Here is a 14,530-nt window from a genome sequence, read left to right as displayed (position 1 = left end):
ATAAACGATGTTCGGAAAAAGAGCCGACGGATAAGACAACACATTTGCCCGCAGGCGTTTTCCTTGATATGATGGAGTTAAAATGGTTATGGTACGCAAAAGGAGTGGACGGACATGAATATTGATTTTAATTTATTTATGAATGATATTGTAAAACAAGCGAGAGAAGAAATTAAGCAGGCAGGTTACACTGAGCTTACGTCAGCTGAAGAGGTAGACGAAGCACTGACTAAAAAAGGAACGGCACTTGTTATGGTGAATTCAGTATGCGGCTGTGCAGGCGGTATTGCAAGACCAGCTGCCGGCTATTCTGTTCATTATGATAAGCGTCCAGATCAATTACTGACAGTGTTTGCTGGGCAGGACAAAGAAGCAACAGCAAGAGCTCGTGAGTATTTTGAAGGATTCCCGCCATCTTCACCATCCTTTGCCTTATTAAAAGATGGAAAAATCATTAAAATGGTTGAGCGTCATGAAATTGAAGGGCATGAGCCAATGGAAGTCGTGTCAAAACTACAAGCCGCTTTTGATGAGCATTGCGAAGAAATCTAACATATGACTTTTGAATGAATAAATATAAAGCAGTCCGGTCTTTAGATCGGTCTGCTTTTTGTTTTATAAGACAATAGAATCAAAATAATTTTAGCAAAATACTATTGCATCTTAAAAAGAAAGTGTTTAAAATACATTATAGTGAATAAATATTCAAATTAATACATGATTTTAAATACTGGGAGGCATCATCATATGAAAAAGTGGTTATTATTACTTATGACAGCTGGTCTTGCAGCTGCACTCGCAGCATGCGGAACTTCTTCTAATAATTCAAACGCATCAGGAGATGACAAAACACTCGTGATGGCGACATCAGCAGATTATCCGCCATTTGAATCAAAAGACGGAGATAAAATTGTCGGTTTTGATGTAGATCTTGCAACAGCACTAGCGAAAAAGAACGGCTACAAGCTAGAAATTCAAGATATGGACTTTGCTAGCCTTGTATCAGCCCTTAAAACAAACAAAGCTGATATTGTTCTTGCAGGAATGACACCTACAGAAAAACGTAAAAAGCAAGTTGATTTCTCTGATGTTTATTACAATGCTAAAAACTTGGTTGTATCAAAGAAATCTAGCGGTATTAAGGCAGAGAAAGATTTAAAAGACAAAACAGTCGGCGTTCAATTAGGTTCTATTCAACAGGATGAAGCAAATGGACTGCAAAAGAAATATAACCTAACAGTCGAAGACCGTAATAAAATTTCTGATATCATTCAAGAGATCAAAGCAGGCCGTTTTGATGCAGCAATTATTGAAGATAAAGTAGCTGCTGGTTACTTGAAAAAGGAAAAAGACTTCCAAGCATTTGGATTGAACAGCTCAAACGAAGGTTCAGCCATTGCATTCAAGAAAAATAGCGACTTAACAGCGAAGTTTAATAAATCATTAAATGAAATGAAAGATAATGGTGAACTTGATAAATTAATTAAAAAATGGTTTGCTGATGAAAAGTAAGTCAGGAAAAGGATCAGCGTCATTCAAGAAAATCAAGTAGAAAAGCGCTGAAAAGTTCAACTCGTGTTGAACTTTTTTCCTGTTTTGTATGAAGGCAAAAAAAAGGAGAATGTCATGTTTGATTTTAAAGATGTAATACCTCAGATGCCCTTTATTCTAGAAGGGCTTAAGGTCACGCTTTCTATTGTAGTGGTATCCCTTTTCCTTGGATTTATCTTAGGGATTTTATTAACGCTTTGTAAAATTAGTGTGTTTAAACCGCTCATTTGGCTTGCAGACTTTTATACGTCAATTTTCCGAGGCACACCGCTTGTGCTTCAATTGCTCATTATTTATTTTGGTCTGCCGCAGCTTCTTGGGTTCCAAATCGATCAATACTGGGCTGCTGTAGCGGCATTTTCACTCAACTCGGCGGCATACGTATCTGAAATTATTCGTGCGGGTATTAATGCCATTGATAAAGGTCAAAAAGAAGCGGCCGTTGCTTTAGGCATCCCTTATGCTAAAATGATGAAGGACTTATTGCTTCCGCAGGCGTTTAAAAATATTTCACCTGCACTTGTGAATGAAACGATTACACTGACAAAAGAATCAGCGATTGTAACAGTCATCGGACTGGGTGATGTCATGAGACGAGCCTATCAAGCAGGGGCCGTCACGTATAATTATCTTGAACCGCTTATTTTTGCGGGTCTTATCTATTATGTCATCGTGCTTGTTCTCACCTTTGTCGGCAAGTCGGTGGAAAGGAAGTTAAAATCAAATGATTAAAATAGAGAAACTCACAAAATCTTTTGGTAAAAACGAAGTTTTAAAAGGGATCGACACGACCATTAAAGAAGGGGAAGTTGTTGCGGTTATTGGACCATCTGGTTCAGGAAAATCGACCTTCCTCCGCTGCATGAATTTACTTGAAAAGCCGACTTCTGGTGTCATTACGATTCAGGACACCGAAATCACTAATCCAAAAACGAATGCACTAAAAGTGCGTGAGAACATCGGAATGGTATTTCAGCATTTCCATCTGTTCCCGCATAAAACGGTGCTGGAAAATATCACATATGCGCCAATGAATGTGAAGAATCAATCGAAGGAAGACAGCATCAAGCAAGCTGAAGACCTGCTCAAAAAGGTAGGGCTTTTAGAGAAAAAAGATGATTTCCCGAACCGTTTGTCCGGCGGTCAAAAGCAGCGTGTGGCGATTGCACGTGCGCTTGCAATGACACCAGACATTATGCTGTTTGACGAACCAACGTCTGCCCTAGATCCAGAAATGGTCAAGGAAGTATTAGAGGTCATGAAAGAGCTGGCTCAATCTGGAATGACACTCGTCATCGTCACACATGAAATGGGCTTTGCAAAAGAAGTGGCTGACCGTGTAATTTTTATGGATGACGGGAAAATTGTAGAGGATGCAAACCCAGTACAATTTTTTGAATCACCATCTTCACAGCGTGCGCAAGACTTCTTACAAAAAATATTATAAAGAAAAAAGAGAAGGAGACTTAACATCTCCTTCTTTTTTTGATTATAATGGGGAAAGTAAAAAAAGTTCATCATTTCACAAAAGTGAATGGAAACAAGACAGAAAAGAGTGAATCACATCATGTTTAAAATCGGCTACCGAACGCTGAAAACAGCATTAGGAACAGCGATCGCTATTTATATTGCACAATTGCTTGGCTTGCAAAATTATTCAGCTGCCGGGATTATTACGATCCTGTGTATTCAGGTGACAAAGAAAAGATCCCTCTTAGCATCGGGAGCCCGCTTTGCAGCATGCAGTCTCGCTATTTTATTTTCTTATTTATTTTTCGATCTGATTGGGTATCATCCTTTTGTGATCGGTTTGATGCTGCTTGTCTTTATTCCGACAACGGTTCTGCTTCGAATTAAAGAAGGGATTGTCACAAGTTCAGTCATCATCCTCCATTTATACATGTCTGGCGGGATTACCCTGCATCTCATTTGGAATGAACTGCTGCTGATTACCATTGGTGTTGGGGTAGCGCTGATTATGAACCTGTATATGCCTAGTGTTGATAAAAAGCTCAAACGCTACAGCGAACAGATTGAAGCCAACTTTGCTAAAATCTTTGAGGAAATCGAGCAATACTTAATGACAGGGAAGCAAGACTGGACAGGAAAAGAAATACCAGAGACACATCAATTGATTAAAGAAGCAAAAGCTCTCGCATATCGTGATGTTGAAAACCATGTATTAAGACATGAAAACCTGTACTATCATTATTTCAACATGAGACAAAAGCAATTTGAAATCATTGAGCGTGTGCTGCCCAAAATTACGTCGATTTCCGTCACAACGGAGCATGGACAAATCATTGCAGAATACATTAGAGACTTACGCGAACATATTCACCCAGGGAACACAGCGCATAAGTTTTTAAGACGTCTCATTGATATGAAAGAAGAGTTCGACGCACTTCCGCTCCCGCAAACACGAGAAGAATTTGAGGCAAGAGCGGCACTCTTTCATTTCCTCGGTGAAATGGAACAATATTTAGTACTGAAAAGCTATTTTAAAGGGATGAAAGAATAGAGACGCATGAGTTCCTCCTTCATTGGTCAATCTAATGAAAAAGGAGGAGCCTATGCGTCTTTTATTTTATACCGTACTGACCATGTCCCTTTCACCAATCTGGCCGCTTGGACAAAACCCACTGCCAGGAGACCCATTTATCATTATTAATAAACAAACAAATGAACTTGCCTTTATTGATCAAGGGAAAATTCAAAAAGTATATCCTGCCTCTACAGGAAAAACAGCAGATTTAACGCCAGAAGGTGAATTTACCATTATGATCAAAGCGAAAGATCCCTATTACAGAAGAAAAAATATTGAAGGCGGTGCGAAGAATAATCCTCTTGGACGAAGATGGATTGGATTTGATGCACGAGGAACAGATGGTAGAACCTATGGAATTCATGGAACAAGTGATGAAACTTCGATTGGGAAATTTATCACGGCAGGCTGTGTGAGACTTCATAATCAAGATGTAGAGCTGCTGTTTGATCAGCTTCCAATTGGAACAAAGGTATGGATTACAAAATCAAGTGCTTCCTTTGAAACGCTTGCCAAAGACAAACAGGCCATTCGTTGATATCGCGAATCACCTGCTTGTCTGCTTTTATTCAATCCTTATAAAAAGGCTGCTGCTCCTGCTAAAAGTGAAGAAACTAACAGCAGGCTAATCATAAGCAATACCATAAATTTCATGAATTTTTGAGACATATCGCACCCCTATAACCGAAGATTTTTGCGACAAGCGCAGTTGTCTTTATTTTATCTGGTTTTTTCATATGCGACAAGTGATCAGCAAAGGAAGTGAACGGATGACACAAATCGATCATATTGCCATTGCCGTCTTTTCTATTAAAGAAACATCTCAAACGCTTCATCAGCTATTTAACTGGCATTTTTCAGACATACAAGAGATTCCTGAGCAGGAGATTAAAGCATCCTTCGCTTCACTTGATGATCTGTACATTGAATTAATTGAGCCGATGTCAGCACGCAGCAAACTACATAATTTCTTAACAAAAAGAGGAGAGGGGCTTCATCATATTGCGCTAAAGTCGGGTGACATTCAAGCTGATCTTAGCCGTCTCGATCACCTTGGCGTGCAGCTTCTCCAAAAAAAAGCACAGACGGGCGCCAGTGGAAAGCAAATTGCATTTATTTCACCTAAAGAAACGTCAGGTGTGTTATTTGAATTGTGCGAGTCCTTGAAAGGAGAGAAACATAGTGATGAATGAATCGTTCAATGACTTGTCTGAATGGCGAAAGAAAGCGTTAATGGGCGGCGGCGAAAAAAGAGCAGCGGCTCACAAGAACAAAGGAAAGCTGACGGTTCGAGAGCGGCTTCATGAACTTCTTGACGAGGGCAGCTTGATGGAAATTCAGTCATTTGCAACAGGCAATCTGTCAGAGCATGTTGGTGACGGTGTCGTCATTGGAACGGGACTCATTCATGGAAACCCTGTCTGTGTTTATGCACAAGATGCAACAGTATATGGGGGCTCTTTAGGCGAAATGCATGCGAAAAAAATAGCCTCTTTAATGGATCTGGCCGCTAAAAATCAGATACCAGTCATCGGTCTAAAAGACTCAGGTGGTGCGAGAATTCAAGAGGGTGTGGTATCATTAGAAGGATACGGACAGATTTTTAAACGGAATGTGCTGTACTCTGGTCGAATCCCGCAAATATCTGTTATTTTAGGTTCATGTGCTGGAGGTGCAGTCTATTCTCCTGCATTGACTGATTTTGTCTTCATGACAGAGCAAACAGCTCATATGTTTTTAACCGGTCCGAAAGTAATAGAAAAGGCAACAGGAGAAACGGTCTGTCCTGACCGTCTTGGCGGTGCAAGTGTTCAGCATCAGACAAGCGGGAATGTGCACTATACTGGGAAAGATGAGAAGGACGTGTTAAAAGCGGTTCGAACTCTTTTAACGTACATACAAACGAAACAACAGGCTGTCATGCATGCTGGGGCACGAAAGCACGATTCCGCCGATCCAGGCAGAATTCTGCCAAAGGATCCATCACGCACCTATGATGTCAAACAAGTGGTGACAGCGATAACCGATCCAGACTCATTCTTTGAAACGCAGCCTTGTTTCTCAAAAAATATTGTCACAGGTTTTGCCAGATTACAAGGAGCCTCTATTGGTGTTGTTGCCAATCAGCCAAAGGTGCTGGCAGGCAGCCTTGATCTTGACGCTGCCGATAAAGCGGCCAGGTTTATTCGATTTTGCGATGCGTTTCATATTCCGATCTTAACCCTTGTAGACGTTCCAGGTTTTTTACCAGGGGAGAAAGCTGAGCATGCAGGAATTATCCGCCACGGTGCAAAGCTTTTATATGCGTATGCTGAAGCAACCGTTCCCAAAATCACTGTGATTTTAAGAAAGGCGTTTGGCGGTGCTTATGTCGCGATGAATAGCAAGGGCTTAGGCGCTGACTTTGTTTATGCATGGCCAGAGGCCGAAATTGATGTCATGGGGAAAACGTTCGCAGACGAAATCGTTCATCCTGCTTCGCGCGAGTCTGAAAACAAACCAAGTGTATGGAAAGCGGCTCAGGCAGGTCTGATAGACGATATTTTTATGCCAGCTGAAACGAGAGAGCGATTGATCCGCTCATTTGATTTGCTTCGCAGTAAGGAAGAAGATAGACCGTTAAAAAAGCATGGCAACATGCCGCTATAAGAGGAGGAGCATCATCATGATCAATGAAAAACGCTTACTAGACGAATTTTTAGAATTAGTTCAGGTTGATTCAGAAACAAAACACGAAGAGAAAATTGTTGAAGTATTAAAAGAAAAATTCTCGCAGCTTGGTCTTAAAGTGGTTGAAGACGATTCAAAAGCGGCAACAGGCCACGGTGCAGGCAACCTTGTCTGCACATTAGAAGGGAACCAAGAGGCAGATACGATTTATTTCACTTCTCATATGGATACAGTTGTACCGGGAAATGGCGTAAAACCAGTCATTGAGGACGGCTATGTGAAAACAGATGGAACAACCATTCTTGGTGCTGACGATAAAACAGGACTTGCTGCTATGTTTGAAGCGATCCGTGTGCTGAAAGAGAAAAATTTACCGCACGGGAAGATTGAATTTGTGATCACGGCAGGCGAAGAATCAGGACTTGTTGGAGCAAAAGCGTTAGACCCAAATTTGATGACAGCGAAATACGGCTATGCCCTTGATTCAGATGGCAAGGTCGGTACGATTATCGTAGCTGCACCAACACAGGCAAAAGTACGCGCAACGATTTACGGAAAAACCGCTCACGCAGGTGTCGCACCTGAAAAAGGCGTGTCTGCGATTACTATTGCATCAAAAGCAATTGCCAGCATGCCGCTTGGCCGGATCGATGAAGAAACAACGGCGAATATCGGCCGTTTTGAAGGCGGAACACAAACGAATATTGTGTGCGATCAAGTCGATATTTTGGCGGAAGCACGCTCTTTAGAACCAGCAAAAATGGAAGCTCAAGTAGCGAAGATGAAAGAAGCCTTTGAAAAAACCGCTAAAGAAATGGGCGGAAGTGCCGATGTACAAATTGACATCATGTATCCAGGCTTCAAATTCTCACACGGCGATCAAGTCGTAGAAGTGGCGAAAAAAGCGGCAGCAAAAATTGGCCGTCCTTCAGAACTGCAGACGAGCGGCGGCGGCAGTGATGCAAACGTCATTGCAGGCAACGGCGTCCCAACTGTCAACCTAGCTGTTGGATATGAAGATATTCATACGAAAAATGAGAAAATGCCGATTGAAGAATTAGTCAAAACAGCTGAAATGGTTCTCGCCATTATCGAAGAAACGACAAATCCATCGTAAAGGCAGGAGACTCTGTGAGCGCGCAAAAGATTATTATTTTTCAGGTGGGGCAAGAGGAGTTTGGCATTAGTGTAGAGCATATTCGTTCGATTGAGAAGGTCCCTTACTTACAAGAAGTATCGAACCTTCCAAAAGAAATTAAAGGGCTGATGTCATTAAGAGGAGAGGTCATTCCTGTCAGTGACACAGGTGTGATGCTTCACGGAAAGCCTCTTGATGTAAACGAGCAGTCAAAGGTGCTGCTATTTGAAGTAAACGATCAAATGATTGGCTGTCTTGTCTCAGATGCAAAAGATATTATCGATATCGAGCAAAGCGAGATCAAGCCATTTCATATGAACACGAAGGCCTCTGAATATTTCTTCGGCGTTGTGGAGAGAGAAAACAAAATGATTTTACAAGTGGACCCAAATAAGTTCCTTGGGAAAATTGAGGACCTCGATCAATTGCCAGACCGGTTGAAAGAAGAATTGGCATAATGAAAAGCCCCTTATCTTTAGATAAGGGGTTTATTTTTATTCAGCAGCTGGTTTGACTTGTTCGTTAGCCGCAGCTTTCGTTTTTGATTTTTGGTACATGACATTTAAAATAATCGTTTGAATCGTGAGTAGTAGTCCGCTTGTCATCCAGTATAAAGGAAGAGCAGCGGGTGCATTAATTGAAAGAAACAGCATCATGATCGGGAAAATCATGCCCATCACTTTCGCCTGCTTCAGCGCAGCCTCTGTCTGGGTGCCTGATTGCTTCGCATATTTTTGCGTGACATAAAATTGTAAGAAATACATAGCCCCTGCAAATATCGCCACCAATAAATCGGTTTGTCCTAAATTAAACCATAAGAACGTATGAGTTGCGATCTCAGGTGTTGAGCGGATTGCTGAGTAAAAGCCAAGAACAATTGGAATTTGAATCAGCATCGGCAGACAGCCCATGGCAAGCGGGTTCACATTGTTCTCTTTATATACTTTCATCATTTCCATTTGCAGTTCTTTTTGTTTTTCAGGTTCTTTCGTTTTCTTCAATTTGTTTTGTATTTGGTCAATCTGAGGCTTCACCAGTGCCATTTTTTCCTGCATGACTCTTTGCTTCTTAAATTGATTCGCAAAAAGCGGGAAAATCAGCAGGCGAACAATCAAGGTGACGAACATAATCGATAAACCATAATCATCATGAAAGAAGTTCGCAAGCCAAATGATCAGCTCAGAAAAAGGCTGAACAAAATAATGATGGAAAAACCCATCAGAGCTCGTATTCGTTTGCGCACTCGCTGCAAATGCAGGTGACGCAATCATCATCAAACATAAAGTCGTAAAAACAGTCAATAAACGTTTCAATTCGTTTCCTCCTCATGATTAAAAAAATTTAATTAGCGAGAGGAAGCGAATGGTCTTCATCATCATTAGATGATCTTTTCATTCGAATGACTTTACTAATCCAAGTTGTAATGCGATCATATATGATAAACAGAAAGTCTGTTCGATTCAAGCAAGATGCGTCCAACTCTTCCAAACGATGCCCACCAAGGTGTTCGTTCATACGGCAGTCTTTTAGTAAAAACGCAATGCCGATGGCCGTCAGCGCTGGAAGAATAATCGTAAAGAATTCAACAAGGAAAAAGACTTCATTGAATGTATCAATAATCATGATTATCACATCCATTTCATTACTCACAGTGTACTATACACATGGTTAAATGTCTAACAGAACCGCGTGTTTTCTCCATTAAATAAAACTCCTTATTCTGTATAAAATAGTAAATGTCATCCAAACTTCATATTTCCTATCCTATAATGAGGGGGATGAAAAGAAATGGAGGTTTTGAATATGACAAGTATTTACCCAAAGTTTCGAGCAGCTGCGGTACAAGCAGCACCAGTCTATTTAAATTTGGAAGCAACCGTTGAGAAATCATGTGACCTGATTGACGAGGCAGCTTCAAATGGTGCAAAGCTTGTGGCATTCCCAGAAGCATTTTTACCAGGTTATCCTTGGTTTGCTTTTATTGGTCATCCAGAATATACAAGAAAGTTCTATCATGAATTATATAAAAATGCAGTTGAAATCCCTAGCTTAGCCATTCAAAAAATCAGTGAAGCAGCAAAAAGAAATGAAACGTACGTTTGTATATCATGCAGTGAAAAAGATGGCGGCTCTCTCTATTTAGCTCAGCTTTGGTTTAATCCAAATGGGGATTTAATAGGAAAACATCGGAAAATGAGAGCTTCTGTAGCAGAAAGACTCATTTGGGGGGATGGAAGTGGCAGTATGATGCCAGTGTTTCAAACTGAAATTGGAAACCTGGGCGGATTGATGTGCTGGGAGCATCAAGTCCCGCTAGATCTTATGGCGATGAATGCCCAAAATGAGCAGGTACATGTAGCCTCTTGGCCAGGTTATTTTGATGATGAAATATCAAGCAGATATTATGCCATCGCGACACAGACATTTGTGCTGATGACATCATCTATATATACGGAAGAAATGAAAGAGATGATTTGTTTAACGCAGGAGCAAAGAGATTACTTTGAAACATTTAAGAGCGGGCATACGTGCATTTACGGGCCGGATGGGGAGCCGATCAGTGATATGGTTCCAGCTGAAACAGAGGGAATTGCTTACGCTGACATTGATGTAGAAAGAGTCATTGATTACAAGTATTATATTGATCCGGCTGGACACTACTCCAATCAAAGTTTGAGTATGAATTTTAATCAACAGCCTACTCCGGTTGTGAAACAATTATATCCTCAAAAAAATGAAGTATTCACATATGAGGACATTCAATATCAACATGGTATACTTGAAGAAAAAGTGTAAATGAACGTGAAACCTTCTCTTTTTTAGAGAAGGTTTTTTTGAGGAAAGATGAAATAAATCAATGTATAATCAAAAATAGCTGATCAAAATTCAGGTAGATAAGAAAATGGGGTTATGCCAATGTCAAATATTATTTTTCATATAGACATGAATGCTTTTTATGCCAATGTAGAAATGGCGTATGATCCTTCTTTGCGAGGGAAACCTTTAGCTATCAGCGGAAATGCAAAAGAGCGTAAAGGGATTGTTGTGACGTGCAGCTACGAGGCGAGAGCATTAGGTGTGAAGCCCCCGATGCCCTTGTGGGAGGCGAAGCGGCTATGTCCGGGACTCATTGTCCGCACACCGAACTTTGACCGGTACCGCAGCTCCTCACAAGAGATGTTTACAATACTAAGAGAATACAGTGATTTAGTCGAACCTGTATCGATTGATGAGGGCTACATTGATTTAACGCATACGCCATATGCCGAACATGCGGTAAAAACGGCTCATGATATTCAAACAAGGCTAGTAGAGGAGCTGATGCTTCCTTCAAGTATCGGCATTGCACCGAATAAATTTTTAGCGAAAATGGCGTCTAATTGGAAAAAGCCAATGGGAATCACCATATTGCGTAAACGAGATGTTCCGAACATGCTTTGGCCGCTACCTGCTGGTGACATGCACGGGGTTGGACAAAAAACGGCAGATAAATTGAAAACCATCGGAATTCATACTATAGAAGACTTAGCGAAAGCGAATGAGTATACGCTAAAAGAATTGCTTGGCATTAATGGACCGAGATTAAAGCAAAAGGCGAATGGTGAACATGACGGCATCGTGGACCCAGAAAGAATATACGAATTTAAATCCGTCGGCAATTCATCCACTCTGCCTCATGATTCGGATGATTCAGATGAACTTGTCACGTTAATTGATAAGCTGTCACAATCTGTGAGTGCAAGGTTAAAGAGAAAAGAAGTGATGGCGAATCGGCTGCTCATCATGATTCGGTATGCAAGCTGGAAAAATATCACGCGAAGTATCATGCTCACAAATCCAACGGATCGAAAGGAAGACATATTTGAAGCGGCAAAACAGTTATTCCTGAAACATTGGAATGATCAGCCAGTGAGGCTCTTAGGTGTAACGGGGACAGACCTAGTCGAACGAAAAGCAGCCGTTAAACAGCTTGATTTATTTTCATATACAGAAGATGCAAAAGAAGAGCCCCTCCAAACCATTTTAGATGGACTGAAAGAAAAATATGGAAAACCATTGGTGCAAAGAGGGATCACCATTAAGGAAAAAGAGAGTAAAACAAGCGGGACAAGTTTTAATAAAGATTTTTTTCAGGACGAAAGAGGAAATGACTAGCCTGAAAACTTGATAAAAGAGGTGATGTTGTGGTAATTTCAAAGGGTACATCATTTCAGCAGTAATCAATATAGTGTGTTAGAAGGGACGTCAGAATTATGTCAAAACAACAAATCGGTGTGGTTGGACTAGCCGTTATGGGGAAAAACCTTGCCCTCAATATTGAAAGCCGCGGTTTCTCCGTATCCGTTTATAACAGATCTAGCAGCAAAACAGAAGAGTTTCTTCAAGAAGCAGAAGGAAAAAACGTTGTTGGCACATACAGCATCGAAGAATTTGTTCAGTCGCTTGAAACACCGCGTAAAATTCTTTTAATGGTAAAAGCTGGTGCAGCAACAGATGCAACCATTCAATCATTACTTCCTCACCTAGAGAAAGGTGACATTTTAATTGATGGTGGAAATACATATTACAAGGATACACAAAGACGTAATCAAGAGCTTGCAGAAAGTGGCATTCACTTTATTGGTACAGGTGTTTCCGGCGGTGAAGAAGGCGCGCTAAAAGGTCCTTCCATCATGCCAGGCGGTCAAAAAGAAGCGCATGAGCTAGTGAAACCAATTTTAGAAGCGATCTCTGCGAAAGTAGATGGCGAGCCTTGTACAACGTATATCGGCCCAGATGGAGCAGGACATTATGTCAAAATGGTTCATAACGGTATCGAGTACGGAGATATGCAATTGATCTCTGAATCATACTTTATCTTGAAGCATGTTGCTGGATTGTCAGCAGGGGAGCTTCATGAAGTATTCTCAGAGTGGAATAAAGGCGAGCTTGACAGCTATTTAATCGAAATTACAGCTGACATTTTCACAAAAGTGGATGAAGAGACAAACCAGCCGCTTGTGGATGTGATCTTAGATAAAGCTGGTCAAAAAGGAACTGGAAAATGGACAAGCAAAAGCTCACTTGATCTAGGTGTCCCGCTTCCAATCATTACTGAGTCTGTTTTTGCGCGCTACATTTCAGCAATGAAAGATGAGCGTGTGGAAGCAAGTCAATTGATCCAAGGTCCTGAGCCTGCGCAATCAGCTGAGAATAAACAAGAGCTGATTGAAGCGGTTAGAAAAGCCCTATTCATGAGTAAAATCTGTTCTTACGCACAAGGCTTTGCGCAAATGAAAGCAGCGTCTGATGAATATAACTGGGATTTAAAATACGGTGAAATTGCGATGATCTTCCGCGGCGGATGTATCATTCGTGCAGCCTTCTTACAACAAATTAAAGAAGCATATGACCGTAATCCTGAACTGAAAAACCTATTGCTTGATCCATACTTTAAGGATATTGCTCAAAACTATCAATCATCACTTCGTAAAGTCATTTCACTTGCAGTTGAACAAGGAGTTCCTGTTCCTTCATTCTCAAGTGCACTTGCTTACTTTGATAGCTATCGCACAGCTGTCCTTCCAGCGAATTTAATTCAAGCACAGCGTGACTATTTCGGTGCACATACGTATGAGCGCACAGATAAAGAAGGCGTATTCCATACTGAATGGATGAAATAAACAGAACGACTGAAAAACCTTACCTTTGGTAAGGTTTTTTTGTTTGCATATTTTCGGCTAAAAATGAGAAAAAGAGGGATGCTATGTAAAAAAGACAAGAAAGTAGGGATAGAAGTGGGCATCTTATATGCACTTCTCCCAGCGATATTTTGGGGAAGTATTGTTCTCATCAGTGTCAAACTAGGCGGGAATGCGTATCAGCAAACCCTCGGCATTACGCTCGGCGCGTTTTTATTTTCGATTGTAGCTTTTTTCATCAAGATGCCAGAGCTGACACCGCTTATATTTGCGGTTTCCGTCATTTCAGGCATTTTTTGGAGTATTGGACAAATGAATCAGCTTTCAAGTGTCGCTTTTCTCGGCGTGTCTAAAGCGGTTCCTTTATCAACGGGCATGCAGCTTGTGAGCACGACCCTATTTGGCGTCATGGTCTTCAAAGAATGGCAGACAATGACGGTCATACTCATTGGTTCCTGCGCCATTTTACTGATCATTGCAGGTGTTGTCATGACATCGCTCGGTCAAAAAAAGAACGGCGGCGAGAATGGCAGAGGCAATTTTAAAAAAGGGATCATTATTCTACTCATATCCACCGTCGGCTACGTCGGATATGTTGTCATTTTAAGATGGTTTGATATTGATGGCTGGTCTGCACTCGTCCCGCAATCTGTCGGCATGCTGCTTTCATCCTTAGCGATTAGTTTAAAGCAGGATCCATTTAGTAAATATACGTTTAGAAATATCATTGCCGGTCTTGTTTGGTCAACAGGAAATCTTGGTCTGCTTTTGGCCATTCCATTAATTGGCGTAGCCGTAAGCTTTTCGATGTCACAAACAGGGATTGTTATCTCAACGCTAGGCGGCATTTACTTATTAAAAGAGAAAGCATCGAGAACAAGCTTTGTCATTGCAGGCTGCTTGATGATTATTGCAGGCGGTGTGCTGCTAGGCTTTACAAAATAG

The 14,530-nt window shown here is 41.1% G+C and carries 17 protein-coding genes; 14 read left to right on the top strand and 3 right to left on the bottom strand.

Features of this window, described 5'->3' with window-relative positions; genetic code table 11:
* Window positions 1-114: 114 nt before the first annotated feature.
* The 6 genes from ACP69X_RS11800 to ACP69X_RS11775 all read left to right on the top strand — a co-directional run bounded on the left by ACP69X_RS11800 (window position 115) and on the right by ACP69X_RS11775 (window position 4,634).
* Complete coding sequence (locus ACP69X_RS11800) at window positions 115-552, top strand: BrxA/BrxB family bacilliredoxin (RefSeq protein WP_024428021.1); 438 nt, start codon at window positions 115-117, stop codon at window positions 550-552.
* 195 nt (window positions 553-747) lie between these two features.
* Window positions 748-1,512: a transporter substrate-binding domain-containing protein gene (locus ACP69X_RS11795; RefSeq protein ID WP_041086095.1), complete on the top strand. Its 765-nt coding sequence runs from the start codon at window positions 748-750 to the stop codon at window positions 1,510-1,512.
* Window positions 1,513-1,626: 114 nt separating this feature from the next.
* Complete coding sequence (locus ACP69X_RS11790) at window positions 1,627-2,283, top strand: amino acid ABC transporter permease (protein WP_041086093.1); 657 nt, start codon at window positions 1,627-1,629, stop codon at window positions 2,281-2,283.
* Window positions 2,276-2,998 (top strand): amino acid ABC transporter ATP-binding protein, encoded by a 723-nt coding sequence (locus ACP69X_RS11785; RefSeq protein ID WP_338527467.1) that lies wholly within the window; start codon window positions 2,276-2,278, stop codon window positions 2,996-2,998. Before ACP69X_RS11790 ends, ACP69X_RS11785 begins: the two co-directional genes overlap by 8 nt.
* A gap of 120 nt (window positions 2,999-3,118) precedes the next feature.
* Window positions 3,119-4,072, top strand: a complete 954-nt coding sequence (locus ACP69X_RS11780) for an aromatic acid exporter family protein (protein WP_024422917.1) — start codon at window positions 3,119-3,121, stop codon at window positions 4,070-4,072.
* A gap of 52 nt (window positions 4,073-4,124) precedes the next feature.
* A complete protein-coding gene (locus tag ACP69X_RS11775; RefSeq protein WP_411264257.1) occupies window positions 4,125-4,634 on the top strand; it encodes a L,D-transpeptidase in 510 nt (169 codons plus the stop codon).
* 38 nt (window positions 4,635-4,672) lie between these two features.
* Here the strand turns inward: ACP69X_RS11775 and prli42 are convergent, their stop codons facing one another.
* Window positions 4,673-4,765 (bottom strand): stressosome-associated protein Prli42, encoded by a 93-nt coding sequence (prli42, locus tag ACP69X_RS11770; RefSeq protein ID WP_149126490.1) that lies wholly within the window; start codon window positions 4,763-4,765, stop codon window positions 4,673-4,675.
* Window positions 4,766-4,866: 101 nt separating this feature from the next.
* On the opposite strand from prli42, the gene mce reads away from it, so the two are divergent.
* Genes mce through ACP69X_RS11750 form a run of 4 tightly spaced genes read left to right on the top strand, consistent with a single transcriptional unit; the run spans window position 4,867 to window position 8,362 of the window.
* On the top strand, window positions 4,867-5,289 hold the full coding sequence (gene mce, locus ACP69X_RS11765) for a methylmalonyl-CoA epimerase (protein ID WP_411264256.1): 423 nt from the start codon (window positions 4,867-4,869) through the stop codon (window positions 5,287-5,289).
* On the top strand, window positions 5,282-6,745 hold the full coding sequence (locus ACP69X_RS11760; protein ID WP_411264255.1) for an acyl-CoA carboxylase subunit beta: 1,464 nt from the start codon (window positions 5,282-5,284) through the stop codon (window positions 6,743-6,745). Before mce ends, ACP69X_RS11760 begins: the two co-directional genes overlap by 8 nt.
* 16 nt (window positions 6,746-6,761) lie before the next feature.
* Window positions 6,762-7,883, top strand: a complete 1,122-nt coding sequence (locus ACP69X_RS11755; protein WP_073979640.1) for a tripeptidase T — start codon at window positions 6,762-6,764, stop codon at window positions 7,881-7,883.
* 14 nt (window positions 7,884-7,897) lie between these two features.
* Complete coding sequence (locus ACP69X_RS11750) at window positions 7,898-8,362, top strand: chemotaxis protein CheW (protein WP_039179788.1); 465 nt, start codon at window positions 7,898-7,900, stop codon at window positions 8,360-8,362.
* A gap of 36 nt (window positions 8,363-8,398) precedes the next feature.
* On the opposite strand, the gene ACP69X_RS11745 is transcribed toward ACP69X_RS11750, so the two are convergent.
* Window positions 8,399-9,217 (bottom strand): membrane protein insertase YidC, encoded by an 819-nt coding sequence (locus ACP69X_RS11745; RefSeq protein WP_426052695.1) that lies wholly within the window; start codon window positions 9,215-9,217, stop codon window positions 8,399-8,401.
* Between the two features lie 28 nt (window positions 9,218-9,245).
* On the bottom strand, window positions 9,246-9,527 hold the full coding sequence (locus tag ACP69X_RS11740) for a hypothetical protein (RefSeq protein WP_039179781.1): 282 nt from the start codon (window positions 9,525-9,527) through the stop codon (window positions 9,246-9,248).
* A gap of 180 nt (window positions 9,528-9,707) precedes the next feature.
* Between ACP69X_RS11740 and ACP69X_RS11735 the strand changes: the two genes are divergently transcribed.
* From ACP69X_RS11735 to ACP69X_RS11720, 4 genes are all read left to right on the top strand, one after another.
* Entirely contained in the window at window positions 9,708-10,700 is a 993-nt protein-coding gene (locus ACP69X_RS11735; RefSeq protein ID WP_041086846.1) for a carbon-nitrogen hydrolase family protein, read from the top strand.
* Between the two features lie 114 nt (window positions 10,701-10,814).
* Window positions 10,815-12,059 (top strand): DNA polymerase IV, encoded by a 1,245-nt coding sequence (locus ACP69X_RS11730; RefSeq protein WP_039179779.1) that lies wholly within the window; start codon window positions 10,815-10,817, stop codon window positions 12,057-12,059.
* Between the two features lie 98 nt (window positions 12,060-12,157).
* Window positions 12,158-13,567, top strand: coding sequence for an NADP-dependent phosphogluconate dehydrogenase (gndA, locus tag ACP69X_RS11725; protein ID WP_041086071.1), 1,410 nt, complete (start codon window positions 12,158-12,160; stop codon window positions 13,565-13,567).
* Window positions 13,568-13,681: 114 nt separating this feature from the next.
* Entirely contained in the window at window positions 13,682-14,530 is an 849-nt protein-coding gene (locus ACP69X_RS11720) for a GRP family sugar transporter (RefSeq protein WP_039183192.1), read from the top strand.

It is taken from the genome of Bacillus sp. DC4300-2b2 (assembly GCF_049895685.1).
GTDB classification, from domain to species: Bacteria; Bacillota; Bacilli; order Bacillales; family Bacillaceae; genus Bacillus; species Bacillus safensis.
The sequence above is the reverse complement of the archived record's forward strand: the minus strand, read 5'-3'. Positions and strand labels throughout refer to the sequence as shown.

Bases quoted from the DNA above. Each gene is read 5' to 3' on its own strand.
- ACP69X_RS11800 (WP_024428021.1), top strand. From the start codon at position 115: ATGAATATTGATTTTAATTTATTTATGAATGATATTGTAAAACAAGCG.
- ACP69X_RS11790 (WP_041086093.1), top strand. From the start codon at position 1,627: ATGTTTGATTTTAAAGATGTAATACCTCAGATGCCCTTTATTCTAGAA.
- ACP69X_RS11735 (WP_041086846.1), top strand. From the start codon at position 9,708: ATGACAAGTATTTACCCAAAGTTTCGAGCAGCTGCGGTACAAGCAGCA.
- gndA (WP_041086071.1), top strand. From the start codon at position 12,158: ATGTCAAAACAACAAATCGGTGTGGTTGGACTAGCCGTTATGGGGAAA.
- ACP69X_RS11740 (WP_039179781.1), bottom strand. From the start codon at position 9,527: ATGATTATTGATACATTCAATGAAGTCTTTTTCCTTGTTGAATTCTTT.
- ACP69X_RS11795 (WP_041086095.1), top strand. From the start codon at position 748: ATGAAAAAGTGGTTATTATTACTTATGACAGCTGGTCTTGCAGCTGCA.
- ACP69X_RS11730 (WP_039179779.1), top strand. From the start codon at position 10,815: ATGCCAATGTCAAATATTATTTTTCATATAGACATGAATGCTTTTTAT.
- mce (WP_411264256.1), top strand. From the start codon at position 4,867: ATGACACAAATCGATCATATTGCCATTGCCGTCTTTTCTATTAAAGAA.
- ACP69X_RS11785 (WP_338527467.1), top strand. From the start codon at position 2,276: ATGATTAAAATAGAGAAACTCACAAAATCTTTTGGTAAAAACGAAGTT.
- ACP69X_RS11755 (WP_073979640.1), top strand. From the start codon at position 6,762: ATGATCAATGAAAAACGCTTACTAGACGAATTTTTAGAATTAGTTCAG.
- ACP69X_RS11780 (WP_024422917.1), top strand. From the start codon at position 3,119: ATGTTTAAAATCGGCTACCGAACGCTGAAAACAGCATTAGGAACAGCG.
- ACP69X_RS11760 (WP_411264255.1), top strand. From the start codon at position 5,282: ATGAATGAATCGTTCAATGACTTGTCTGAATGGCGAAAGAAAGCGTTA.
- ACP69X_RS11775 (WP_411264257.1), top strand. From the start codon at position 4,125: ATGCGTCTTTTATTTTATACCGTACTGACCATGTCCCTTTCACCAATC.
- prli42 (WP_149126490.1), bottom strand. From the start codon at position 4,765: ATGTCTCAAAAATTCATGAAATTTATGGTATTGCTTATGATTAGCCTG.